This is a genomic window from Polaribacter filamentus (assembly GCF_002943715.1).
Classification (GTDB): Bacteria; Bacteroidota; Bacteroidia; order Flavobacteriales; family Flavobacteriaceae; genus Polaribacter; species Polaribacter filamentus.
Map to the genome: position 1 here is coordinate 2,259,813 of NZ_MQUA01000013.1, position 23,868 is coordinate 2,283,680.

The 23,868-nt window shown below is 32.8% G+C and carries 20 protein-coding genes, 1 tRNA gene and 3 pseudogenes; 9 read left to right on the forward strand and 15 right to left on the reverse strand.

The features are described from left to right. Positions 1-191 precede the first annotated feature (191 nt). The 5 genes and pseudogenes from BST83_RS12345 to BST83_RS12370 form a co-directional block, all read right to left on the reverse strand. Positions 192-368, reverse strand: a pseudogene (locus BST83_RS12345) (UDP-glucose 6-dehydrogenase); the annotation flags it as partial. A 26-nt stretch (positions 369-394) separates the two neighbouring features. Continuing rightward, positions 395-802 carry an adenylyltransferase/cytidyltransferase family protein gene (locus BST83_RS12350; protein ID WP_104810052.1) on the reverse strand — a complete coding sequence of 136 codons (408 nt, stop codon included), beginning with the start codon at positions 800-802 and terminating at the stop codon, positions 395-397. 70 nt (positions 803-872) lie between these two features. After that, entirely contained in the window at positions 873-1,229 is a 357-nt protein-coding gene (locus BST83_RS12355) for an adenylyltransferase/cytidyltransferase family protein (RefSeq protein WP_240614745.1), read from the reverse strand. A gap of 35 nt (positions 1,230-1,264) precedes the next feature. Next, entirely contained in the window at positions 1,265-2,194 is a 930-nt protein-coding gene (locus BST83_RS12360; protein ID WP_104810053.1) for a Gfo/Idh/MocA family protein, read from the reverse strand. Between the two features lie 355 nt (positions 2,195-2,549). After that, entirely contained in the window at positions 2,550-3,827 is a 1,278-nt protein-coding gene (locus BST83_RS12370) for a nucleotide sugar dehydrogenase (protein ID WP_104810054.1), read from the reverse strand. A 1,278-nt stretch (positions 3,828-5,105) separates the two neighbouring features. On the opposite strand from BST83_RS12370, the pseudogene BST83_RS12375 reads away from it, so the two are divergent. Further along, positions 5,106-5,423, forward strand: a pseudogene (locus BST83_RS12375) (IS30 family transposase); the annotation flags it as partial. A 181-nt stretch (positions 5,424-5,604) separates the two neighbouring features. Here BST83_RS12375 and BST83_RS12380 read toward each other — a convergent pair. Together BST83_RS12380 and BST83_RS12385 are read right to left on the reverse strand one after the other, a co-directional pair. Then, the gene (locus BST83_RS12380; RefSeq protein ID WP_104810056.1) at positions 5,605-7,416 is read right to left on the reverse strand and encodes an immunoglobulin-like domain-containing protein; all 1,812 of its coding nucleotides are present in this window, start codon (positions 7,414-7,416) and stop codon (positions 5,605-5,607) included. Between the two features lie 6 nt (positions 7,417-7,422). Next, positions 7,423-7,875, reverse strand: a complete 453-nt coding sequence (locus BST83_RS12385) for a T9SS type A sorting domain-containing protein (RefSeq protein WP_240614746.1) — start codon at positions 7,873-7,875, stop codon at positions 7,423-7,425. Between the two features lie 393 nt (positions 7,876-8,268). Here BST83_RS12385 and BST83_RS12395 point away from each other — a divergent pair, with 393 nt between their 5' ends. The 3 genes from BST83_RS12395 (at position 8,269) to BST83_RS12405 (ending at position 11,235) form a co-directional block, all read left to right on the forward strand. Further along, entirely contained in the window at positions 8,269-9,312 is a 1,044-nt protein-coding gene (locus tag BST83_RS12395) for an IS5 family transposase (protein WP_104810058.1), read from the forward strand. 673 nt (positions 9,313-9,985) lie between these two features. Continuing rightward, positions 9,986-10,369, forward strand: a complete 384-nt coding sequence (locus tag BST83_RS12400; protein WP_104809046.1) for a helix-turn-helix domain-containing protein — start codon at positions 9,986-9,988, stop codon at positions 10,367-10,369. A gap of 23 nt (positions 10,370-10,392) precedes the next feature. Continuing rightward, positions 10,393-11,235: an IS3 family transposase gene (locus BST83_RS12405; RefSeq protein WP_240614829.1), complete on the forward strand. Its 843-nt coding sequence runs from the start codon at positions 10,393-10,395 to the stop codon at positions 11,233-11,235. 314 nt (positions 11,236-11,549) lie between these two features. On the opposite strand, the pseudogene BST83_RS12410 reads toward BST83_RS12405, so the two are convergent. After that, a pseudogene (locus BST83_RS12410) lies at positions 11,550-12,446 on the reverse strand (DUF6607 family protein); the annotation flags it as partial. A gap of 107 nt (positions 12,447-12,553) precedes the next feature. On the opposite strand from BST83_RS12410, the gene BST83_RS21485 reads away from it, so the two are divergent. The 5 genes from BST83_RS21485 (at position 12,554) to BST83_RS12435 (ending at position 17,438) form a co-directional block, all read left to right on the forward strand. Next, positions 12,554-12,904: a DUF6686 family protein gene (locus tag BST83_RS21485; RefSeq protein WP_104810060.1), complete on the forward strand. Its 351-nt coding sequence runs from the start codon at positions 12,554-12,556 to the stop codon at positions 12,902-12,904. Between the two features lie 4 nt (positions 12,905-12,908). After that, positions 12,909-14,993, forward strand: a complete 2,085-nt coding sequence (locus BST83_RS12420) for a TonB-dependent receptor plug domain-containing protein (protein WP_104810862.1) — start codon at positions 12,909-12,911, stop codon at positions 14,991-14,993. A gap of 21 nt (positions 14,994-15,014) precedes the next feature. Beyond that, on the forward strand, positions 15,015-15,647 hold the full coding sequence (locus tag BST83_RS12425; protein WP_104810061.1) for an HmuY family protein: 633 nt from the start codon (positions 15,015-15,017) through the stop codon (positions 15,645-15,647). After that, complete coding sequence (locus tag BST83_RS12430) at positions 15,647-16,096, forward strand: DoxX family membrane protein (protein WP_104810062.1); 450 nt, start codon at positions 15,647-15,649, stop codon at positions 16,094-16,096. The genes BST83_RS12425 and BST83_RS12430 overlap by 1 nt, the downstream gene beginning before the upstream one ends. 259 nt (positions 16,097-16,355) lie before the next feature. Further along, positions 16,356-17,438 carry a hypothetical protein gene (locus BST83_RS12435; protein WP_104810063.1) on the forward strand — a complete coding sequence of 361 codons (1,083 nt, stop codon included), beginning with the start codon at positions 16,356-16,358 and terminating at the stop codon, positions 17,436-17,438. A 286-nt stretch (positions 17,439-17,724) separates the two neighbouring features. Here the strand turns inward: BST83_RS12435 and BST83_RS12440 are convergent, their stop codons facing one another. The 7 genes from BST83_RS12440 to BST83_RS12470 all read right to left on the reverse strand — a co-directional run bounded on the left by BST83_RS12440 (position 17,725) and on the right by BST83_RS12470 (position 23,845). After that, positions 17,725-18,933, reverse strand: coding sequence for a site-specific integrase (locus BST83_RS12440; RefSeq protein ID WP_104810064.1), 1,209 nt, complete (start codon positions 18,931-18,933; stop codon positions 17,725-17,727). Positions 18,934-19,281: 348 nt separating this feature from the next. Next, positions 19,282-19,356: transfer RNA gene (locus tag BST83_RS12445), tRNA-Val, on the reverse strand. Positions 19,357-19,415: 59 nt separating this feature from the next. After that, on the reverse strand, positions 19,416-20,624 hold the full coding sequence (locus BST83_RS12450) for a bifunctional folylpolyglutamate synthase/dihydrofolate synthase (protein ID WP_104810065.1): 1,209 nt from the start codon (positions 20,622-20,624) through the stop codon (positions 19,416-19,418). 538 nt (positions 20,625-21,162) lie between these two features. Continuing rightward, positions 21,163-21,594 (reverse strand): adenylyltransferase/cytidyltransferase family protein, encoded by a 432-nt coding sequence (locus tag BST83_RS12455; protein ID WP_104810066.1) that lies wholly within the window; start codon positions 21,592-21,594, stop codon positions 21,163-21,165. A 4-nt stretch (positions 21,595-21,598) separates the two neighbouring features. Next, positions 21,599-22,024: an adenylyltransferase/cytidyltransferase family protein gene (locus tag BST83_RS12460; protein WP_104810067.1), complete on the reverse strand. Its 426-nt coding sequence runs from the start codon at positions 22,022-22,024 to the stop codon at positions 21,599-21,601. Between the two features lie 545 nt (positions 22,025-22,569). Next, positions 22,570-23,394: an energy transducer TonB family protein gene (locus BST83_RS12465; RefSeq protein ID WP_104810068.1), complete on the reverse strand. Its 825-nt coding sequence runs from the start codon at positions 23,392-23,394 to the stop codon at positions 22,570-22,572. A gap of 58 nt (positions 23,395-23,452) precedes the next feature. Then, positions 23,453-23,845, reverse strand: a complete 393-nt coding sequence (locus BST83_RS12470; RefSeq protein WP_104810069.1) for an ExbD/TolR family protein — start codon at positions 23,843-23,845, stop codon at positions 23,453-23,455. Positions 23,846-23,868 lie beyond the last annotated feature (23 nt).

Sequence of the window (23,868 nt, forward strand, 5' to 3'; positions counted from 1 at the left end):
ATTCGAGGTCTCCCTATTTTATACAGACACTATTCCCTAATCCCTTTGCAACTATTTAACATTTATATAAAAGACCTTTCAAACGCCCTTTAGCCGTATAGCAATTCGTTACTAATTCTTCCTAATTTAGCTGATATACTTATTGAATTAGCAATTAAGAATAAACGACTTGTCCATTAATAAAAATTATTTACATTTTTTAAAACCATGGCCTCTAAACCTGGTTCAAAAATGGGAATAACACCATTCTTTAATTTTTCGATTTTAACCGGATCAATATCTTCACAAGTAACATGATTGCCAATTTCAGCAAAACAAGTTCCTGAAACTAAACCTACATCACCTAAACCCACTATAGCAATATTTATTCTTGCTTGTTTCTTTTGTTCAAATTTTATTTTTCTTGCACTTCTTTTCTTAAACCACTACTTGAAAAACGATGTTCTCGTTTATTAAAATACAAATCGATTCCTTTTTCTTCACAATATTTTCTACCAGTAAACTGTTTACTCGCATACTCATCTCCGATAATTCGAACATCAATTTTATAAGAACGTAATATATCCTCCAAATCTTGTTCTGTTGCATACGGCACAATTTCATTTACATGCTTACATCCCTTTAATTGGATGTATCTTTCTACAACCGATTGAACGGACATGTTTTTCTCTGGTAGATCTAAAGTTGGATTTGTTTGTAAGCCACAAATTAAATAATCGCAATGAAGCTTTGCCTCTCCCAACATTTTAACATGTCCTGCATGAAACAAGTTAAAAGAACTAAAGGTGATACCTACTTTCATATTTATTTATTTTTCAACAACCATGAAGACGATTGAATTTTATCTCCTAAGCCATCTATTAATTGAATGCCTAATTCATTACAAATTGGCGCTTCAGGAATTGAATTATTATCCTGACCTCCGCATTTCGCGAGACCAAGATCATACTCTTCATTGAAGTTTTATATAAATGTGCTATCGAAGCACTAACAGTTCGATCTTTCTCTATTGAAATTATTGCTGTATCATCAGCTTTGATATTCTGAACAATAAATAAACGTTCGTCTTCTTTTTGAAATTCTTTGGATTTTTTTAGCGCTCTCTGTAAATCGCTGTTCACAATTACGCACAACTCATCTGCCAAAGACTTGGCATTATTAAAGTATTCTAAAGGCCCTTTATGAATCGGATTAAAATACCCTGAAACAATAATCGCCTTCCTCTTCATGCTTTTTTTTGCCAAATATATAATTTATTATCTAACTATAAAAAAGGATGTTTTTCCCCTTTTGTTATTATTACGTTATTTCTAATTTTTTGGGCTATTTTTATGGATTCTTTAGCATCATTTAATCCAAAACCTTCTCCTTTAAGGATTTGCTTATAACTTTCTGTATGTAATTCTGTAAAACCTGTGCTAAATTCAAGTTCTTCAGTATTAATGGTGATAGATCGATAGGTTCTTTGCCCTATTTCTTGAATCCTTTTAGGCAAAGAATTTTCATCAATTGATAAAAACCAACGAACACGCGCTTTTTTAAACTCTAAATATCCTGCAGATTTGTCTTTTTCTCTTAGGTGCACTATATTTTCTTGCACATCTCCAAATAGCCAGGCTAACATATCAAAAAAATGAATACCTATATTTGTGGCGATTCCGCCAGATTTACTCTCATCTCCTTTCCATGAAATATCGTACCATTTTCCTCTTGAAGTGATGTAGGTTAAATCTACATCATATTTTGTATCCGAAGAACCCGCATCAATTTTTTTCTTTAAAGCAATAATACTTGGGTGCAATCGCAGCTGTAAGATGGTGTGAATTTTTTTACCTGATTCTTTTTCAATATCTAGCAACGCATCTACATTCCATGGATTTAAAACCAAGGGTTTTTCACAAATTGCATCAGCTCCACTTCTAAGCGCCATTCTAATATGTGCATCGTGCAAATAATTTGGTGTACAAATACTTACGTAATCTAATTGTGTTCCGTTTCTTCGTAATTTTTCTATATGACGATCAAAACGCTCAAATTCTACAAAGAAATCTGCTTTTGGGAAATAACTATCCATCATCCCCACACTATCAAATTTATCAAGTGCAGCAATTAAGGTATTGTGGGTGTCTTTAATTGCCTTTAAATGTCTAGGAGCGATATATCCTGCAGCGCCTATTAAAGCAAAATTTTTCATGATTGGTTGTTTTTATGTTATTTTATATTCGTTGGTCGTTAGTCGTTGTTCGTTGTTCGTGGTTCGTTGTTCGTTATTCGTTGTTCGCGGTAAACGAGAAACGGTAATCGATGAACGAAAATCGTTGCTCGTTAGTCGTTGGTCGTTAATCGTTGGTCGTTATTCGTTGTTCGTTGTTCGCGGTAAACGAGAAACGGTAATCGATGGACGAAAATCGTTATTCGTTAATCGTTATTCGTTGTTCGTTGCTCGTTATTCGTTGTTCGCGGTAAACGGTAAACGATGGACGAAAATCGTTGTTCGTGTTTCGTTGCTCGCGGTAAACGATAAACGGTAAACGATGGACGAAATACGTTTACAAACTTTTATCTTTAATGGCTAAAAAATTCTTGATATCATACACCACAGACTCCTTGTTTTTTAATTTTAAAATATCAATATCAATAAACGATGCATGTGCTACTGCCAAAACGATGGCTTCGTATTTTTTCGTATAAATATCATCAATCAAATCGATATCATAGGCTACTTTTACCTCTTCTTTTTTAGCCCAAGAATCATAGACATCCAAATGAACGCCAAAACTTTTTAAAGAGTGATACAAATCAATCACTTTGGTATTTCTAATATCTGGGCAATTTTCTTTAAAGGTGATGCCTAAAATTAAAACATTGGCTCCTTTTACTTTCACCTCTTTATCAATCATCAGCTTTACCACTTCGGATGCAATATGAGCGCCCATACTGTCATTTAAGCGCCTACCCGAAAGAATAATTTCTGGATAATAGCCAAATTGTTGTGCTTTTTGTGCTAAATAAAAAGGATCTACACCAATGCAATGACCGCCAACCAAACCAGGTTTAAAAGGAAGGAAATTCCATTTTGTAGCTGCTGCTTCTAAAACTTCGTTCGTATTGATATCCATTAAACTGAATATTTTTGACAACTCATTTACAAAAGCAATATTGATATCTCTTTGGCAATTTTCTATGATTTTGGCTGCTTCAGCAACCTTAATAGAAGGTGCTAAATGCGTACCTGCTTTGATAACCGATTTATATAAACCATCTACTTTTTTTGCCGTTTCCGCAGTTGAACCTGAGGTAACTTTTAAAATATTTTCAACGGTTCTTACTTTATCACCCGGACTAATTCTTTCTGGGGAATAGCCTACAAAAAAATCTTTATTAAAAACAAATCCTGATACCTTTTCTAAAACCGGAATGCAATCTTCTTCTGTAGCTCCTGGATACACCGTTGATTCGTAAATAACAATGTCCTCTTTTTTTAAATACTTCGCAATGGTTTTGCTAGCACTCAATAAAGGTTTTAAAACAGGTTGGTTATTTTTATCTACGGATGTTGGTACGGTAACAATATAATAGTTGCAGTCTTTTAAATAGTCCGCATCCGACGTGATAAACAGTCCGTTTTCATTATTAGAAACATCTTTGAGTACTTTTTTTAACAACTCACTTTCTACTTCTTGTGTAGCGTCTGTTCCTTTTTTTAAGTCAACAACTCTATTTAAATTGATATCAAAACCAACAACAGCATACTTTGTTGCAAAAAGCCTAGCAAGCGGCAAACCGACATAACCAAGACCGATAATCGCAATTTTTACAGTACTCATTAATAGGATATATTTACAATTTGCGAAGTTACAAAAAAGGTTTTTTATGAGGTGCAAGTATTTAATTTTTAAAATAACACGTCATTGAGAAAGAGCTGCGGATAAAGCAATCTTTTAATGAAGGATACCTAATTATTGATTTAGACACTAAAAATGAGATTTCTTCTTTCTCTAAAGAAAAACGATACGTCATACTATATTTGTAAATTAAATCTCGATGTCATTGCGAAAGAGGGACGATTGAAGCAATATTTTTATAGTAAATCAGCTTTTTGCTAAAACATTTACTTCCTATTATTTTGTTCATTTTTCTTTTCCATTGCTGAAAAGAAATCGACTTTAGGAGATTCACGAACTCCAATAAATAGATACGCGTGAGCTAAACAAAAATCTAGACTTATTTTTCCGCTACGCGATTTACCTACAACCAAAATATATTTTAGCTTTGGTAGTCTTAAATTCTAAATTGTATTCCACTCACGCACCCAGACTCCGGGCGCAGGCTGGCCCATTCGCTATAAATGTCCACTGGACATTTATTGAACGCTCTGTCCTCTTTGGGTGCTTACCGTTTCATACAATTTGAATTGCTACGAACATTAAAAGTATGTCGGGTTTAGATTGTTACTATAAAATTAAATCCCAATGTCATTTCGACAGAGCGAAATACGAGCGACGAGAAATCTCATGAATTCGAGTAACTAACAATGAAGATTCCTCAATCGCTAAAAAGCTCATTTCGGAATGGCACGCTAAGACGTTAACAAGTCTCGATGTCATTTCGACAGAGCGAAGATATGAGTGACGAGAAATCTCATGAATTCGAGTAACTGATAATGAAGATTCCTCAATCGCCTAAAAAGACTCATTTCGGAATGCCAGGCTAACACCTTAACAAGTCTCGATGTCATTTCGACAGAGCGAAGGTATGAGTGACGAGAAATCTCATGAATTTGAGTAACTGATAATGAAGATTCCTCAATCGCTAAAAAGCTCATTTCGAAATGACAGGCTAACGCGTTAACAAGACCCGATGTCATTTCGACAGAGCGAAGGTATGAGTGACGAGAAATCTCATGAATTTGAGTAACTGATAATGAAGATTCCTCAATCGCTAAAAAAGCTCATTTCGGAATGACCGCCTAGTTTATAAATTAAATCTGATTATCATTAGGAAAGAGGGACGATTGAAGCAATATTTTTATAACCCGTTGTGCATTATAAATAGTTAAAAAAAGTTATTCATTTGACTATTAAAAGGCGTATATTTAATTGACAATCAATCAATTAAACAATAATCTTAAAAAATCTATGACTTATGACAATAGAATTGAAATGGCAAGACATGAAAAAATTACTAAAAATACCGGTATGAAAATTTACTTTGCTCATCCATATTCTTCTTGGGAAAGTGGTACTAATGAAAACACAAATGGACTCATAAGAAGGTATCTACCTAAAGGAACAAACTTTAATGAAATTAGCGAAAATCAACTCCAAATTATACAAGATAAACTTAACAATAGACCACGAAAAATTATTGGTTATAAAACACCTCTTGAAATGATCAATATTGAACTAAAATTAGTAGCTTAGTAACATCAAAAAGTAATAACAATTTGTTGCATTACAACGTTGAAACCAAGTAAGTAACACAGCATCATTCTTTATCTAAAACACAAAAAACCAATACTACTTTTTTAGAGTACTATTGGTTCTATATTTTAAAAATCGACCGCTTTCGCGGTACTAATTAAATAATTAAATTGATAAATTGTTAAAAAGCTCGAACTGCACGCACGCTATTGTAAGGGTTGTACTTATTGATGTAGCCCTGACTACCATTGGTGAAAGACTGATTCCACGCGCTATAGTAATCGTACTCCGTAGAACTCCAGTAGTAATTATCAACAAAACCGCCAACATTCCCTGAGGTTGATGTATTTCCTTGGCCTATTTTTAGATACATAAGATTCAATTCATCCTTGGAAGGTAAAAACCAATCACTGTACCCACCAAGAGTTAGATTAGCACATATATCTGCTGCTGTGCCAGCTGTTGTACATCCTAATTCTATGTCAATCGTGTTTTGAGCACCTGTACCTATTGCAGTGCCATCAGCTCCAGTAATTGTATTTCCATAACAACCCCATGGAGCATTTGATTGGTCTGTAGGAGCAGCAATGAGACCGCCACCATTACCATCGAGATAAAAGATATAACCTCCTTGGTGGAAATCGCCTATTGCTGGAGGAGGATTGACCGTAACTGTTCTCTCAGCTGTTCCAACATTTCCTGACGCATCTGTTGCAGTATATGTAATGGTATAAGTACCAACAGTATTAATATCTACTGTGCCTGAAACGCTAACTGTTTCACCGCCATCGGAAGTCGCTCCAGCATCCGTCCAAGTAGAACCCTGTTCTACTGTGTCTGTACCAGGTGTAACTGTAATCACTGGCGCTGTCGTATCAACTACAGTAACTGTTCTCTCGGCTGTTCCAACATTTCCTGACGCATCTGTTGCAGTATATGTAATGGTATAAGTACCAACAGTATTAATATCTACTGTGCCTGAAACGCTAACTGTTTCACCGCCATCGGCAGTCGCTCCAGCATCCGTCCAAGTAGAACCCTGTTCTACTGTATCTGTGCCAGGTGTAACTGTAATCACTGGGGCTGTCGTATCAATAAAACCCCAAACTGGTATCCCTGAAACCATTTGAAGTACTTCTCCAGAATTTCCAGGATTAATAGTTTGCCAAGTAGTACCATTCCAATAATTCATTTGGCCAATGGCTGTCCCTGCAGGCATACCTACTTTAGCAGTATTAGCTACCACATCTGTGTTTGCTGAAACCAACGCTTCTGTATAGCCTACTTTTGCTGTATTAGCTACCACATCTGTATTGGCTGAAACCAACGCTTCTGTATAGCCTACTTTAGAGGTATTGGCAGCAACGTCTGTGTTTGCTGAAACCAACGCTTCTGTATAGCCTACTTTAGAGGTATTGGCAGCAACGTCTGTGTTTGCTGAAACCAACGCTTCTGTATAGCCTACTTTTGCTGTATTAGCCACCACATCTGTATTGGCTGAAACCAACGCTTCTGTATATCCTACTTTTGCCGTGTTTATTGCAATAGCTGTTGTGTTGTTAGCAATAGTAATAGCATTCGTTTCAGAACTTTCTGAAGTTTTTGCATACAATGCAAATGGTACACTCATTAATTGACTGGTGCCTATAATGGTATAATTAGTCCCTCCTGCAGGGTCGGTCTCTGTTTTTATAAAGTAGCTATCTGCAGACCAATCTATGGTCGTGAAATCACCACTTACAACAGTGCCTGTGCCTATTTCTAAGGTTACTAATCCGTTAACATTAGTAGTTGGTGTTTGTGTTTCTACATAAACCGCTGTTCCCACAGGTGTGTTTTGTAGTATACTTATCTGCATGCCAACTGGTTGACTTGTTACTAAAGCATCACCACTGTCTCTTACCACGGCTTGGTAACTCATCTTCTCTGGCGCTTGGGCAAAAGTGCTTGCAGTAACCAATAATGCTGCTAAAATTATGTATAGTTTTTTCATTTTGATTTACTTCTTTATGATTTTAAAGGTTTTTAGTTCTTGGTTGTTTTGATTTATTTTCAAAATATACATGCCTATGGCTAATTGCTGCATGTTAATTTGAGTATCCCCATTGGTAACGCTGCCATTAGATATAGCTTTTCCATTAATGTCTATAAGATTATAGCTTAAATTATCCAGCGCATTATCTGAAATTTTAAGTATGACATAATCAGACGTTGGATTTGGATACGTAACGGCTTTTAAATTTATAGTGTTCAATTCTGGGTTACTTAAGGTAGAGAGTTCTATACTTTGTTGAACACCTTGGATAACTGTGCCACTGCCTGTATTGGTAGTGTACACCAATTGGCCAACAGAATAACTGGAAGAACCACCACTGCCTGTGGCGTCTCCTCCTGTGGCTGGTATGGTTTGTTGTGAATAAATTAATTGTGAAGCAAGTAATAAACATGCCACGAGTGTTATTTTTTTCATTGAATTAAAGTATTAAAGATTCGACTAAAGTCAACTCAAAAAGAAAGGCTAGACTAGGTTCGTTAAGTTGTAAATATAATAGTAATTTTAGATTTTTCCAACGAAAAAACTAATTATGCGAATCAAGAGTTAAATATAAGGGATATAAAGGCAACAGCAAGCCTCCCATAAACATGCAAGTTCAACCCTTTTGTAGACCTTACTTTACTCGCCTTTTGTATATCTGATTTTTCAATAAGCCAACTAAATAAGACCTCAATTGGTTGTCTAATTAAGACCGTTGCAAGGAAGTGCCTAATAAAAAGCACAAAAATAACACGTAATTATTTATGTTAAATATCTGATTGTAAGTATATTAAGTTGTAAATTTAGTGTTTGAAAATACAAAAACAACCAACTTTAGCCGATAGCATTTGTGATTTACGAGCAAGAAAAATTAAAAAGACATTTTTCACTCAAATAAACACCCTTATCGATTGGGATACGATCTCTATCCTAATAAATAATGATTATTTAAAAGGAAAAAGTGCTACTGGCAAGCCTTCTTATGATGGGACATTACTTTTTAAAATGTGTCTTTTACAAAGTTGGTATGGTTTAAGCGATTATGAAGTTGAAGACCGAATAAATGACAGTCTTTCCTTTAGTTATTTTTGTGGGATGACCATTGAACAGGTTGCTCCAGATCATAGTACTTTAAGTAGGTTTAGAACCGCATTAACCAAAACACAAACCTTCGAAAAATTATTTACCTCCATAAACAAACAGCTAGAAGCACATAATATCATTGTAAAAACAGGTTTAATAATAGACGCTAGTGCAATAGATACGCCACTTAGACCAAAAGGAAAAACAAATTTTAAGGTAACCGAAGACCGCTGTGCAGACCAAGTAGAAGTACACAAAGAATATCCAGATAGTGTCGATAAAGAGGGTACTTGGTTAAAGAAAAGAGGAAAGTACCATTTTGGGTTTAAAAAGCATCATGTAACGGATAACGAAGGACTTGTTCTAGGAGTACTAACCACAACTGCGAGCAAAAATGAGATTGCAAATTTGGAGGAAGTTCTAGAAACTGTAAATGTAGCATTGCCAAAAGGCATCCCTCTAAAGGCAGATAAAGGGTACCAATCAAAGAAAAATGTTGCGATTTTAAAGAAGCGTAATTTAAAGAATCATATCCTTAAAAAGGCGGTAAAAAATAAACCGTTAACAAAATGGGAAACTAGATTCAATAAATTAATAGGAAAAACAAGGTTTAAAGTAGAACGTACTTTTGGAGGAATAAAATTATGGTTTAAAGGTGGAATTGCAAGATATAGAGGGATGAAAAAAATGCATACACAAAATTTGATGGAGGCAATGTGCTATAATTTATATCGAAGTCCAGGGATATTTGCGTCTAATTGTAAAAATTAAGGAAAAATGAAGCCTAAAAAAGGCATTTACTCACTTAAAATAGAAAAAAAATAGCATAATCGATGTTGTAGCTAAAAAAAAGGGAACTCTAAAAAGTAAAAATAATTAAGTTCGCTTTTTGCAACGGTCTTGACTTCTGCTGACTTCTCTATACAGCCAACTCGTGGCTCTAGAGACCTCCCCAGGTAATGGCATCTTCTTTCACTCAATTCCTGCCGTATCTACATACTTACCCTTTTGTTACTCTTTTGGGCGTTACAATGATGTGCTTGCTTACCCAAGTAAATATGCCTCTGTATACGATTTCTGTTCGTCAGTACCGAGTTTTGTAGTCTCGCTTTCTTCAGATGTAACTTCGCAGTTACCACCCTTGCGACTTACTAATGCTTCAAGACGTTACTCCTGTGCATAAGGGACTTGCACCCTCTAGATGAATAACTTATCTTGCGATAAGTTAAAGATGCCCATACTGGGCACACACACCGTATAAACTTTATTGCTGGCTTTTTGCATACTTGCGAAAAACCTCGCGATTTTTCTTGGTTTGTGTTTTATTTACTAACTTTAGTGCTAAACCAACGCAACAAAGCTTATACAACAACGTTGGCAACAATTTAAACAAATGTATCGTCCTAAAATAGGTTGACTAAAAATTAAACACTTTTAGCACACTATGGAAACACCAACAAATCAGGCCTGTCGAAAAGACAGCTATCAAAAAGTTACTTTCGAGTACAAACTTTTTGTCATTGACCAAATCAATAATGGTCAAATATCCGCTAACTTTGCTTCTAAGAAGTACAATATTTCACGAACAACAATACACTACTGGATGAAAAAATTAAGCAACTATTCCAATCAAAAAACCTTTATTTCAAAAGATGATGAGATTAAAAAACTCAAGGAAAGAATCGAGGATCTAGAAGGAATCAAAGAATTTCAACAAGAATTAATTGTTGAATTTGAGAAAGTTACGGGGGAGGAACTCTCAAAAAAGTACTTGCCCGAGGGATTGGCAAACGAAATTCAAAGAAAGAAGAAAAAGCTTTCAAAATAAAATGGATTTACGAATCGCTCGGGATTACAAAACAAGCCTATTATCAAGGTGTTGAAAGGGAAAAAGTAAAAGAATTGGCAAGAGAAAAAGTGCTGAATTTAGTGCTTGAATACCGAAAAACACTACCCAAAACTGGAACAAGAAAGCTGTACGAATATTTAGAACCAAAACTAATGGAAATCAATATCAAAATGGGGCGAGATGCCATAAACGATTTACTACGCTTAAGAGGAATGCTGATTAAAAAAACCAAGCGTTATTTTATTACAACAGACTCCAAACACTTCTTTTATAAATCGCCTAATTTATTGACTGACTTGAAAATAACTCATAGCGAACAAGTCTTTGTAAGCGATATTACTTACATTAAAACCGATTCGGGTCACGCCTATTTAGCCCTTGTAACCGATGCGTATTCTCGTAAAATTATGGGCTGGAACTTGCAAGACAATATGAAAGTTTCGATGGTAAAAGAAGCATTAAGTATGGCTCATAAAAACTGCACTTTTAATCACAAAAACATCATTCATCATTCCGACAGAGGAATCCAATATTGCTGTCCAGATTACTCACAATATGCACAAAATAAAGGATTTATATTAAGCACAACCCAACAGTATGACCCTTATGAAAACGCAATTGCAGAACGAATAAATGGTATTTTGAAGTACGAATTTGCATTAAAAAACACTATTAAATCTGTAGAAATCGCTCAAAAAATGGTGAAAGAAGCTGTAGCACTTTACAACAACCAAAGAATGCATTGGAGTTTAGATTTAAAAAAACCACAAGAAGTTCATTTACAATACAATCAACATGAAAACAAAAATTATAAACGAGTTAAAGTTACTACTTTAGCGCTGTAGGAATGTTGATAAGTTTTTAAAACCCGAAGGGAAATTTTTAAAAAACTTATCAATGTTCCGGCAATAAAGTATAAATTTGAAAAGCAATTATTAACCTTAAAAAAGGTCAACGTATAATAGGATAAGACAAAACATCCGAACTAACAACAAAATACATTCGAAAAATAAACTTTATTTTGAGTTATTAAATTGAGATTTCCAAAAAAAACCGAATTGAATTATAAATACGAAACGGATTTATTAAGACAAAAAAAATAGCTAAACCAAAGGTTTAGCTATTTTTACTGTTTTTTTCATCATTTTAGATGTAAACTTTATTTCACAAAATCAGTAATGATTTTATTGATTTCTTCGTTTTTAGCGGTTGTTTCTAAAGCAAAAAGTAATTCATACAATCGCTTGTCCTCTACTTTTTGTTTTAATTCTAAATCTTGGTTTTTAGCAAATATATTATCCCAATTATTACGAACCAATTGCCACATAGCCTGGTTCTCTTTCCACCAATCTTGTGCGGATTTACATTTAGAATCAGCTACTTTAACATAGGTATTCAAGCCTTTTTCTTGTGCTAAAACAAAATCGGCATCGCCATCTTTGCGAATAACTTTGTCGTTGTCTTGGTCGTGAATCCAACCCTCTTTTGTTATTTCGTGTCGATTAGTTCTAATGGTAACATCATAATCTTGTCTTTTGGTATATTCTCGTCTTGGTAAAGGTGCATCTGTGGTGTTTTCCCAATAACTTTTTCCATCTACGTGAACCCAACTTGCAGAACCTTCATAACGTGGACTGTCATCAACTTGAAATACTTTTTGTGTCCATTGTCCTTTTACGTCGCTTTTAGGGTTTTGTAAAAATTTCCATTTATTATTGACATCAAACATATAAAAATCTGTGTTCTCAAAAAGCCAATCTTGTCGCCAATGTTTAATAATATTTGGTTCAGTCGGTTTACCTACAATAAGTAAATGTTGCATCACAATTTTATCATCTTTATCTTCTACTAATTGCACCCATTCTAAACCTTTATCGTGCTTTACTTTTGATGTTTGATAAATAGAATCTTTTGAGTAACTAAAAGTTTCTGCAAAATTAAAACCCACCTCATAACATCCACACATATCTTTTATGGCTTTCTGGTCTTTTTCTTTTTTGTTTTGTGCATTTACACTAAAAGTAAATACAGCAGTAAGTACTACAAACGTTAATTTTTCATCATTAAATTAATTTAAAATTTTATTATTTTATTTAGATTAAATATAAATAGTTTATATATTTGCAGCAAATATAATATTATTTAGAATAAGTCCAAATAAAAATGTGCAAAAAATTAGAGCCTGTATCGAAAAATAATTATGGAGAAATTTATTATTGTAATGATTGTGATGTTCATCACGTACTATTTAATAATTTCCACTTTATCTTGAATAAAAAACAAATTAACGCATTAAGAAAATGTATCATTAGTATAGACATAACTTACTGGGAAACGCAATTTAAATACACGACTATAAAGCGAAAAATTCCTATTCCAACTTGCCAAGAAAACTTAATACTTATATTTAATAAACACGAGTTTGATGCTTTTAAAAGTTTATTCTCTAAGCAATCAAATACATCTAAAGTTTTAACTGCTGATGAGATTGAATATAACTTTATTCTTAATTAAAGTTATGCAGAACCAATATAGATTATCAATACTTTGTCTTGCTTTATTTTCTAGCCAATTAGTCATTTCGCAACAGGAAAAGAATGTTTTAAAAGATTCTACAAAAGTTGAAATATTAGAAGAAGTTATTATATCTGCTACACGCACCAAAAGACAATTATCATCCTTACCATTGCCTGTACAATTGGTATCAAAGAAAGAAATACAAGCGGTTAATTCAATTCGATTATCAGATATATTAAACGAACAAACAGGCTTAATTACGGTTCCAGATTTTGGTGGTGGAGAAGGCATACAATTACAAGGTTTAGACAGTCAATACACTTTGATTTTAATTGATGGTGTGCCACTTGTTGGACGAAGCGCAGGGACTTTAGACTTAAGCCGAGTGAGTGTTGGAAACATTAAGCAGATTGAAATTATTAAAGGTGCATCATCAAGTTTATATGGAAATGAGGCTTTAGGTGGCGTTATCAATATAATAACCGAAAATCCTGAAAATGGAATTAAAGGCGATGTAAATTATAGAGGCGGTTCGTTTGGCACTCATGATGCAAGTACTAATATTAATTATAAAAAGAAAAAGTTAGGTGTAAATGCTTTCGTAAATAGATTTAGTAGTTATGGTTATGATTTAGTTGATAACGATGCTGTAAATACATTAGAACCATTTAGTAATTATACGTTGAATAGTAAAATCACGTATGAATTTTCTGAAAGTACCAAACTATTAGTTTCAGGCAGATTTTATCATCAAAACCAGGATAATGTTGCTTCTGAAACCTTAAAAGGCGAAAGTGAAATTAATGAGTGGAACGCACTTTTAAAGTTAGACCATAAATTTAACGACAGTTGGAGCAGTTATTTAGAATTTTATGCAACACAATACAAAGCCGAAGAGTTTTTAAATGATGCTATTGGCGATTCATTTTTTCAAAGTGATTTTGACCAACGATTTATAAGACCTGAATTTAGAACCACCTATCAATTAAATGAAAACAATGCCTTTATTGCAGGTATAGGTTTAACCCACGAACGATTAAAACGCACTGATTTTTTTGGTACGCCAGAATTTAATTCGCCTTACATCTATGCACAATATGATGGCAATATTACAGAAAACCTAAATGTCATTTTAGGTGCACGTTTTGACGACCATAGCGAGTATCAGTCACAGTTTAGCCCAAAAGGTGCTGTTAGATATAAACTGAATGATAAAATTGCTCTAAAGGGCTCGGTAGGTTATGGCTTTAAAACACCAGATTTTAGACAATTATATTTCGATTTCACAAACGCTACAGTTGGCTATACGGTTTTAGGCTATAACGCAGTTTCTACACGTATTCCTCAATTAGATGCAGATGGGCAACTACTAAGCATTGAAGTTCCAGTTTCCGATTTTGAAAATAGTTTAAAACCCGAAAGTTCTATTGGTTACAACTTTGGAATAGATTATAAGCCTATTTCTAATTTTAAATTAAATGTCAACTTTTTTAGAAACGATATTGAAAACTTAATTGATACACGAGTTATTGCACGAAAAACCAACGGACAAAACGTATTTAGTTACTATAATTTAAATGAAGTGTATACACAAGGACTTGAATTTAACGCGAATTATAAACTCAATGAAAATGTAACAGTTTCAGGCGGCTATCAATTATTATATGCTAAAGATAAAGAAGCAGAAAGTGATTTTGAAAACGGACGAGTTTTTGCAAGAATTACACCAAATTCGCCTTCATTTCAATTAAAAAAAGACGATTATTTTGGCTTATTCAATCGTTCTCGTCATATGGCAAACTTCAAGATATTTTATAGCATTCCAAATTGGAATTTAGACACCAATTTAAGAACAACATACAGAAGTAAGTTTGGACTTTTTGATACCAATGGAAATGCCTATTTAGACCAATACGATGATTTTGTAAATGGCTACACCATTTGGGATTTTGCAGTAAACAAAACCATTTTCAAACATTACCAATTAGGTTTTGGAATTGATAATATCTTCAATTTTAAAAACCCACAAAATATCAGCAATATTGCTGGTAGTATAATTTATGGAACATTTAATTTTAATTTTTAACTATAATAAACAATAAGAACAATGAGAACATTTAAAACTTTAACATTAGTAGCAATAGCAATTTTAGGATTTACATCTTGTAGTGATGATGATGATTCAATGCCTTTATTAGTAGTAGAATCTGAACAAGTAATTAACCTACACGCGCCACAAACCACAGATTTCACAACAAATCCACCAACAACAGCAGGAGATTTTGTGAAATTCGATTTTTCAACAGGAACAATCACAACAAGTGAAACAGATTGGGATATCGCGTTTAGAGGTACGACAATTTTAGTAAATGGTGGAGCAACATCAGGAATTGCAGAAGAACCAACACGAACAGGCAATGCAGGAGCATATATTGAAAATAGTACATTTGCGAATGTAACTGCTGTAACAGAAACTTCTTTTACACAAGATAGTACAACAGGATTTGCAATTCCGTCAGGTAGTGGAAATGGATGGTATACCTATGCTGGACCACCAACACATTTAATAAATCCAACAGCAGGTAAAGTTTTAGTATTTAGAACAGCAGATAATAAATATGCTAAAGTTGAGATTTTAAACTACTATAAAGATAACGATAGTTCAAATCCTGATAATTCAAGATATTTTACATTTAATTATGTATATCAACCAAACGATGGTGTAACAACATTTGAATAATGAAGAAATCAATTAATATAGTATTTATCATATTCCGTATATTTTTAGGCGGATTTATGATATATGGAGGCATACAAAAATTCGCAAAACCAAGTCCAACACCTATTGAAGTTGTTGAAAAGGCTAACAAATTTAAATCGCCTGAAAAAGAAAACACTTTACAAAAAGTATTGTACATAAATGGAGCAAAACAAACTGGTTATTTTTGGCAAGTTTTAGGTGTTTGTGAATTACTTTTTGGCTTATTATTAATCCTTCAAGTAACAGGTTTTATAGGAGCATTATTTTTGCTACCAATAACACTAAACATCTTCTTATTTCATCTGTTTTTAGAACCTGATGATATAAAAGAACTGATACAAACTAGTGCTTTATTTGGAATCAACATAGCACTTGTTTTAAAGGAAAGAGAAAAATGGAAACATTTCCTTTGGATTAAACCTATATAAAACGGAATGCCGCACTTGTTGTGGCATTTTTTTGGTCTTGTTTTAATCGAAATAAAATAGAATAAAATAAACAGAAAAACAACGAAATGCCAACACCGTATAAAAAAAATTGCTAAATTAGTGCTTAATTAAAGGCAGTTGCATTTTTGCCAACTTCTGAATTTCCTTCGGAAGTTACTCGCTGACAAAACCGCAACTTTTCTTATACATACACGTTGTGTGTAATTAAACGCAACCTAACAAATTAAGGATTTCAAGAATGAAGCCAATTTTAGCAATCCAAGAAAACGAAGAAATCCCACTTCCGAAAAAGTATCATAAAATCAACAATCTTTGTGCTATTATTTATGATCAATTAACTGAATTATATACCGAAGAAAACTATAAAGATTTAAACAGTACAGTTGTAAATTTCAAAAAAGGACAAAGTAAAGTAAAAGAGTTAAAAAAGAAAAAAATCAACCCTCTAGAATGGCTTGAAGAAAATGAACTTACTGATGACATCGAAATTATTGTCAGTAAACAGATATTAATGGCTGTGACATCTGATTTCATAAATTTCGTGTTTGAATCTTTGTATACTGCAAAAAGAGAGAAAATGACTATCGCTTATGCTTTATTAAGAAAACCGATAACAGATTTATTATTTATACTCGAACAGTTACTTGTAGATAGAAAAGAATTCATTCATAGATTCTATCATATTGGAGAACCAAAAGAGTATGACCCAAGCAATAGAAAAATTGACAAATTAGCCATTATTGAAAATGCAATTGAAAAAATTAGAATCGGAAATTTATTTTCTGGAGAATACATTTATGATTTAAGGTATAACAAAGAATTTGATATTGGCTTTAATGGTTTAACAAACCAAGCTATACATATAGTTACAAACGATAGAAATTATAAAACTGAAGAGCAGAATCTGAATTTTGTTTTTTCAAATAAGGAAAATACAGAATCTTACTTTGAACACTATTACAATCTTGTTCCATATTTATTAATTTATAGCGTTTCTGTAATTGATGAAATAGTATTTGAAATATTAAAAGATTCTGATAATCAAAAATTAAAAATTGTTAAAGAATTTAGAAGACTTATTGCAATGCTTCTTTCAACAGAATACATTGGAATTAGAACAAAGAAAAACAACAAAGAAATTTTTAGTTTAATCAAAGACAAGATTAAAATAAAATGTCCAAATTGTGAAAATATAAATTCAATTGAACGAGCTGATTGTGAATTATTTTTTGAGACAGAAATATTACTTTGCACTTCCTGCTTACAAAACATACTAATAACAGATGAATCAATTGAAAGTATAAATAATTTTTGGAATTAAAAATAACTACACACAACACCGTGTATAATTAATTGCTTGGTTTTAGCCAATTTACGAAAGCCCTCGCGGACTTTCTATCTGTGATTTATTTACTAACTTTAGTGCTTAAAGAACGCAACTTTTCTTATACAAACGCGCAAGCAACGAGCAAAATAAAACCTAATTAACTAAAATTAGCGCATCAATTTATCATCCAATTTAGTTTTAAATAACTATATTCGATTACAAAGGAATTTCTTTTCCTTTTTCATAGCAATTTCTCCACCTCTCTAAAGAAGTGGAGTTTTTATTTTTTATAAAGTTTATGAATTGCATCACTCACCTTCTTTTGAACTACTTTACCATAATGAGATTGTGTAATATTCATATTTGAATGTCCCAATAATTCTGAAACAATTTCCATTGGAACATTATTAAATAACAGCACAGTAGTTGCAAAAGTCTTTCTAGCTATATGGTGCGTTAAATTCTTTTCAATACCCAAAATAGCTGAAATTTCTTTCAGATATGAATTAAACTTCTGGTTGGATATTGTTGGGAATCTTTTAAACTCTTTAGGAGTGCCTTCTGCGTATTTCTCCATTAACTCTAGAGCTTTAGGTAAAAGTGGAATGGAAATTTTCTTATCCGTTTTTTGCCTTATCATTTCAACCCATAAATTCCCATCAAAACCTTTGATAATATGTTTTGCTTCAAGACTTGACATTTCTTGATATCCTAATCCCGTATAACAACAAAACACAAACATATCTTTTACATGCTGTAATCTTTCTTGTGAAAATTCATGCTTTTCTAAGGCTTTTAATTCAGGTTCTGAAAGGTAAATCACTTGTTTCTTTGGCTTACTTGCCTTATGTAGAATAAATGGATCTTTTACCAAATATTCAGCACCTACAGACACTCTCACAACCCTCCTAAGCCGCTGTGTTGTTTTATATACAGTATTTGGCATAAACTTTTTTTCAGTCTTTAAATAATACTCAAAATCATATAGAAATTGAAGTTTTAAATCTTTCAATAAGTAATCATTTTTGCTGTATTTAAACTTTAAAAAAGCCTTTACATGTACTAATGATTGATTGTATTTCTCTACTGAAACCTGCTTCACATCAATATCTACTAACTTCTGCATTCTATTAATATGGTAATCAAATGCTTCTAGCAATGTTTTTTCAGCAGTTGTACTTTTACCAATAAATTGGTTATAAATATCATCTACATCAAAATCTAATTCCTTTACTTGAAGCAATAAAAAAGCCTTATTAATTTTACTTTTAATAAGGCTTAGTTGTGTGTTGATGTTATTGTTATCATCATTTGGTGGTTTTGTTTGTTGAAGTTTACTATACCAATTTGATGGATTTATAAATTGTCCTGTGGCAAATTCCCTTCTTTTATAATTGAAGGTTAATCGACATCTAATAGGGCATTTATTTTGTTTGTTTATTCTTGCTTTCTGTAATAAAAACAATATTCTTATTTTATTATTATTCATAGTTTTAGTTTTTATAAAATGGTACACCAGAGAAGAAATGGTACACCTAATTGTATCCCTATTTTGTAGATGATTTGGTAATTATTAAAAATTCCTTAAAAATAGAATGTGTAGTAAATTCCATAGTAATAACTTTTGAGCATAAAAAAATCCTACTATTTCTAGTAGGATTTACTTTGGTGGGCAATGAGGGATTGCAGATCCCATATCGAAACCGCTACTGCAAATACAATCCTCATGAGCTATGCTCCTGTTGTCTTTTTTATTTTAAAAAAATGATAAAGCGAGCTTCTCATTTTCTTTAAAACAAAAAATCCTGATGAAAATTCATCAGGATTGTGATTGATGTGGGCAATGAGGGATTCGAACCCCCGACCCTCTCGGTGTAAACGAGATGCTCTGAACCAACTGAGCTAATTGCCCTTAGCGGTGGCAAATATACTACACATTTTGACTTTACCAAAATAAAAATGAAATTTTATTTAAATTATTTCTGCAACCACAAATGTACTTCCTCCAATATAAATGGTATCTTCTTGATTTGCATTTAGTAAAGCATTTTTATATGCTTTTTTTACGGATAAATATTTTTTTCCAACTAAATTAAAATCAGCTGCTTTTTCTTGTAAAACTACTTCCGACAGACCTCTTGGGATGTTTGGTTTGCAAAAATAATAGCGTGCTTCCGTCGGAAACATCGGTAAAATGTCTTCTAATTTTTTATCTGAAACAACGCCTAGTACAATATGTAACTTTTTAGTTTTTTCTTTTTTCAGCTGATTTAGCACAATTTTTAAACCTTCTGCGTTGTGTGCCGTATCACAAATAACTTTTGGCTGCTCTTGCAAAATCTGCCATCTTCCTTTTAAATTGGTGTTTTTTACCACAAATAACAATCCATCAGAAATGTGTTTTTGAGTAATTGTAAATCCTTTTAAAAGCCGAATAGCCGCAACGGCCGTTTTTGTGTTTGATTTTTGATAATCGCCCAACAAATCTGAGGTATACTCCTGTTGATCATCCGAAGCAAAATAAATTTCTGCAGTACAGTCTTTTGTCTTCTTTAAAAAGACACTTTTAACTTCAGATTGCTGTTCGCCGATGACTACCGGAATATTATTTTTTATAATTCCCGCTTTTTCAAAAGCGATCTCAGGCAATGTTTCTCCTAAAAACTGTGTGTGATCTAAACCTATATTTGTGATGACAGAAACTTCTGGGGTAATGATGTTCGTGGAATCTAATCTACCTCCTAAACCCACTTCTATAATGGCGATATCTACTTTTTCCTGCGCAAAATAATCAAAAGCCAAACCGACCGTCATTTCAAAAAAAGATAATTTTTGACTTTCTAAAAAATCTTTATGCGTGTTTATAAATGATTTGACCTTCCGTTTCGGAATTTCAACACCATTAATTCTGATTCTCTCTGTAAAATTCTTTAAATGTGGCGAAGTATACAAACCAACTTTATAGCCCGCTTCTTGTAAAATAGAGGCCAACATATGCGAAGTAGAACCTTTTCCGTTTGTGCCCCCAACATGAATGGATTTAAATTTTCGCTCCGGAAAATTAAGTTCTTTTGAAAAGGCTAAAATATTGGTTACATCTTTTTTGAATGCCGCTTTACCTTCTCTTTGAAACATTGGTAACTGTGCAAACATCCAATCTAACGTTTGTTGATATGTCATAAAATTCAATATGTAACTTAACGATATTCCTTATTTTAGTGAAATAATTAATTTAATATATTATTCAATTACCTATAAATTGATAGCAAAAAAATATTTATAAAATTTCCTTCAATCTAATCCTGTTCAAGTTCTTTTTCTTTTAAATTGAAAACATTGTATTGATTTCTTTACAAGCGGGGAAACAACATTCATTACTTTCAGTCCTTAAAAGTTAGGATTCAACATTGTTTAAATCTTGTTATTTAAAATTAAAATAAGTTTTATTTTCTAACTTTTATTATAAAACTCGTTCCCGATAGCATTTCTTTTGGATTATAGACTTTGGTCTTCTATCATTTCCTATACCCTTATTTGAATACGCAGCTTATCCCATTTTAAATCGCAGTAACTATTTTTAGTTTGAAAGTAAAGCACCCTAAAGCAAAATTTTCACAACTTAAGTTATCTATAAATTAAAGTTAACGGCGATTTCATCTTTTCTACGACGCAACATCGTTCTTGCGCATCCGAAGAACTAATAAAAGAAATAGACTATCTATTTTACTTTATTTTTTAAATTCTCTTTTTCTTGTACGTATCTTCTTAAGCCACTGCTAGAAAAACGGTGTTCTCTTTTATTAAAGTACAACTCAATGCCTTTTTCTTCACAATATTTTCTTCCTGAAAATGGTTTGCTTGCATATTCATCGCCAATAATCCGTACATCAATTTTAAAAGAACGTAAAATATCTTCTAAATCTTGCTCTGTAGCATAAGGAACAACTTCATCTACAAATTTACATCCCTTTAATTGAATGTAGCGCTCTACGACAGATTGAACGGGTGTATTTTTTTCTGGTCTGTCTATTGTTGGATCTGTTTGCAAACCACAAATTAAATAATCGCATTGAAGTTTTGCATCTTCTAACATGGTAATGTGACCCGCATGTAGCAAATCAAACGAACTAAAAGTGATACCAATCTTCATAAATTTATTGTTTATTTAATAACCAAGAGGAGGATTGAATTTTATCTCCTAGACCATCTATTAATTGAATTTTTAACTCTTTACAGGTTGGTGCTTCCGGAATTGAATTGTTATTTTGGTCGCCACCATTTGCAAATCCTAAATCATACGTTTGTCCGAAGTTTTCATAAATAAAACGAATGGATTCACACACCGTTCTATCTTTGTCAATAGAAATAAAAGCTTTATCAACCGCTTTTATATTCTGAACAATAAACAACCTTTCCTCCTCTTTTTGAAATTCTTTAGAACCTTTTAATGCTCTCTGAAAATCGCTATTTACAATTACGAACAAGGCATCGGCTAAAGCCTTTGCGTTATTAAAGTATTCTAAATGTCCTTTATGTATGGGGTTGAAATACCCTGAGACTATAATTGCCTTTTTTTTCATTCGTTGTTTTTTCAAATATAAATTTAAATAGTTAACAAAAAAATATTCTTTTTAAAAAACGCTATAATTCCAAGCGATTGCAAGAATAATTTTAGCAAAATTTTCTAGAAATACACACATCTGTGATTTCTAGCTTAACCCGTTGTACATTTTGCGAAATTAGATCCTTTCAAGCGAATTTTACGAGTGAAACTTGCCTAAAGAACAGTAATTTTAGTTGCTAAATCATTAGTGTCTGATTAAAAATATATTTAATTTGATTATCTCTCTTAAAATAAGGGATTCGACGAATTTTTTATATGACACCTTTCTTTTTTTAACTAATTTCATCAAGATAAAGCAGCTAATTTTATGTTAAGTTACACCTGTCTGTAGGCTAGTTAGCATCAAGTCTTAGTTCTAAAAACGCAGCAATCGTTTGCCTTTTATCGCACAACACTATTTTAAATAGATTTTCGATACAATTGCGCCCAAAAGCGTGATGACGCTAACTAAACTTGTAACTTAAAATGTAAAACGGGTTCGTTTATTTTAAAAGTAAGCAGCTATTTCGTTAACGTAAATTTATAAATAATAGTACCTGTTTGATTTGCCGGCGCTTTTTGATCTGCATTCCAAGTAGTTCTCAACGCTGCTTCTCTGGCTGGCTTCAATAAGCAAGGAGCGGTATTTGTAGAGCCTTTTTCGCCCGCTTTCGCACTAATTACTTTTCCGTTTTTATCAACAGTAATTCTTACCACTACAATTCCCTCTTCTTGGCAATCTGGCTGTTCTATTGGTTTTGATAGTGCTATTCTTCCTAAAAGGTTGTAATTACCTCCAGAACCCGTGCCTTCATTTCCATAGTATTTATTAGAATTCGGATCACCATTTTCATTTCCTTTTACCCCTTCTTTTTTATCATCTCCTTCTCCCTTTGGATTACCGTCAGAAGAATTACCATTTAACAAACTATTTAAAGCGTCTGTAGTTTCTTTAGAGGGTTTTGGTTTTGGGGTTTCTTTTGGCGCTTCCTTTTTAACCACTTCTTTTACGGGTACTTTCTTCACTTCCTTTTTCTCAACTATCGTAATTTCTTTGGAGGTATCATCCGTAAGAACCTCTTCTTTAATACCCTCATTCGGCGCTACTTTTAACTCTTCTACAACTTCTTCTTTTTCGACAACTTCGGGAGTTAATGCTTTTTTAGCGTTTTCTATTGGCTCCCCACTTCCAACATCTGAATCTCCAAAATTTATTGCCAAACCGTATTCCTCTGGCGGGTCTAAATATTTTAGTCCATAATTAAAAATAGCAAACAACATCAGCAACAATATAATTGCTGTGATAGCTGCTGATTTTCGTTTGTGTTTTGTGTCTAAAACTGTCATATTTATACTTCATCGTAAAAGGTTGAGAAGCTGAAACGAGTTCAGCTTGACCTAAAGGTCATTTCCCTTTTACAGCTAAAATCATTTTTAACTTATTCTTGTTTGCAATGTCAATTACTTCCATCACATTTTTATAAGGCGCATCTTTATCTCCCCTAATTACAATCGTTTTCTTTTTATCTGCCCCTACGCTTCTTAAAATTTCACTTTCTAAATCGGATGCACTTACTTCCGTTTTATCAATAAAAAAAAGTGATTCGCTTGTAATAGACACTGCGACAGAAGTATTGTTTTCTGTTTTTCCGCCAGCTTTTGGTAAAAAAACATCAATAGCACTTACCGTGACTAAAGTTGATGTGAGCATGAAAAAGATCAACAACAAAAAGACAATATCAGTCATCGATGACATGTTAAATGTTGGATCTACTTTATTTCTTCCTCTTAAATTCATACTTGCTATTCAATGTTTAAAAT

Excerpts from the sequence above, each read along its gene's own strand:
- BST83_RS12430 (WP_104810062.1), top strand. The coding sequence starts at position 15,647 with ATGAAGAAATCAATTAATATAGTATTTATCATATTCCGTATATTTTTA.
- BST83_RS12380 (WP_104810056.1), bottom strand. The coding sequence starts at position 7,416 with ATGAAAAAACTATACATAATTTTAGCAGCATTATTGGTTACTGCAAGC.
- BST83_RS12440 (WP_104810064.1), bottom strand. The coding sequence starts at position 18,933 with ATGAATAATAATAAAATAAGAATATTGTTTTTATTACAGAAAGCAAGA.
- BST83_RS12350 (WP_104810052.1), bottom strand. The coding sequence starts at position 802 with ATGAAAGTAGGTATCACCTTTAGTTCTTTTAACTTGTTTCATGCAGGA.
- BST83_RS12355 (WP_240614745.1), bottom strand. The coding sequence starts at position 1,229 with ATGAAGAGGAAGGCGATTATTGTTTCAGGGTATTTTAATCCGATTCAT.
- BST83_RS12360 (WP_104810053.1), bottom strand. The coding sequence starts at position 2,194 with ATGAAAAATTTTGCTTTAATAGGCGCTGCAGGATATATCGCTCCTAGA.
- BST83_RS12425 (WP_104810061.1), top strand. The coding sequence starts at position 15,015 with ATGAGAACATTTAAAACTTTAACATTAGTAGCAATAGCAATTTTAGGA.
- BST83_RS12400 (WP_104809046.1), top strand. The coding sequence starts at position 9,986 with ATGGAAACACCAACAAATCAGGCCTGTCGAAAAGACAGCTATCAAAAA.
- BST83_RS12470 (WP_104810069.1), bottom strand. The coding sequence starts at position 23,845 with ATGAATTTAAGAGGAAGAAATAAAGTAGATCCAACATTTAACATGTCA.
- BST83_RS21485 (WP_104810060.1), top strand. The coding sequence starts at position 12,554 with ATGTGCAAAAAATTAGAGCCTGTATCGAAAAATAATTATGGAGAAATT.
- BST83_RS12460 (WP_104810067.1), bottom strand. The coding sequence starts at position 22,024 with ATGAAAAAAAAGGCAATTATAGTCTCAGGGTATTTCAACCCCATACAT.
- BST83_RS12465 (WP_104810068.1), bottom strand. The coding sequence starts at position 23,394 with ATGACAGTTTTAGACACAAAACACAAACGAAAATCAGCAGCTATCACA.
- BST83_RS12370 (WP_104810054.1), bottom strand. The coding sequence starts at position 3,827 with ATGAGTACTGTAAAAATTGCGATTATCGGTCTTGGTTATGTCGGTTTG.
- BST83_RS12455 (WP_104810066.1), bottom strand. The coding sequence starts at position 21,594 with ATGAAGATTGGTATCACTTTTAGTTCGTTTGATTTGCTACATGCGGGT.
- BST83_RS12450 (WP_104810065.1), bottom strand. The coding sequence starts at position 20,624 with ATGACATATCAACAAACGTTAGATTGGATGTTTGCACAGTTACCAATG.
- BST83_RS12420 (WP_104810862.1), top strand. The coding sequence starts at position 12,909 with ATGCAGAACCAATATAGATTATCAATACTTTGTCTTGCTTTATTTTCT.
- BST83_RS12435 (WP_104810063.1), top strand. The coding sequence starts at position 16,356 with ATGAAGCCAATTTTAGCAATCCAAGAAAACGAAGAAATCCCACTTCCG.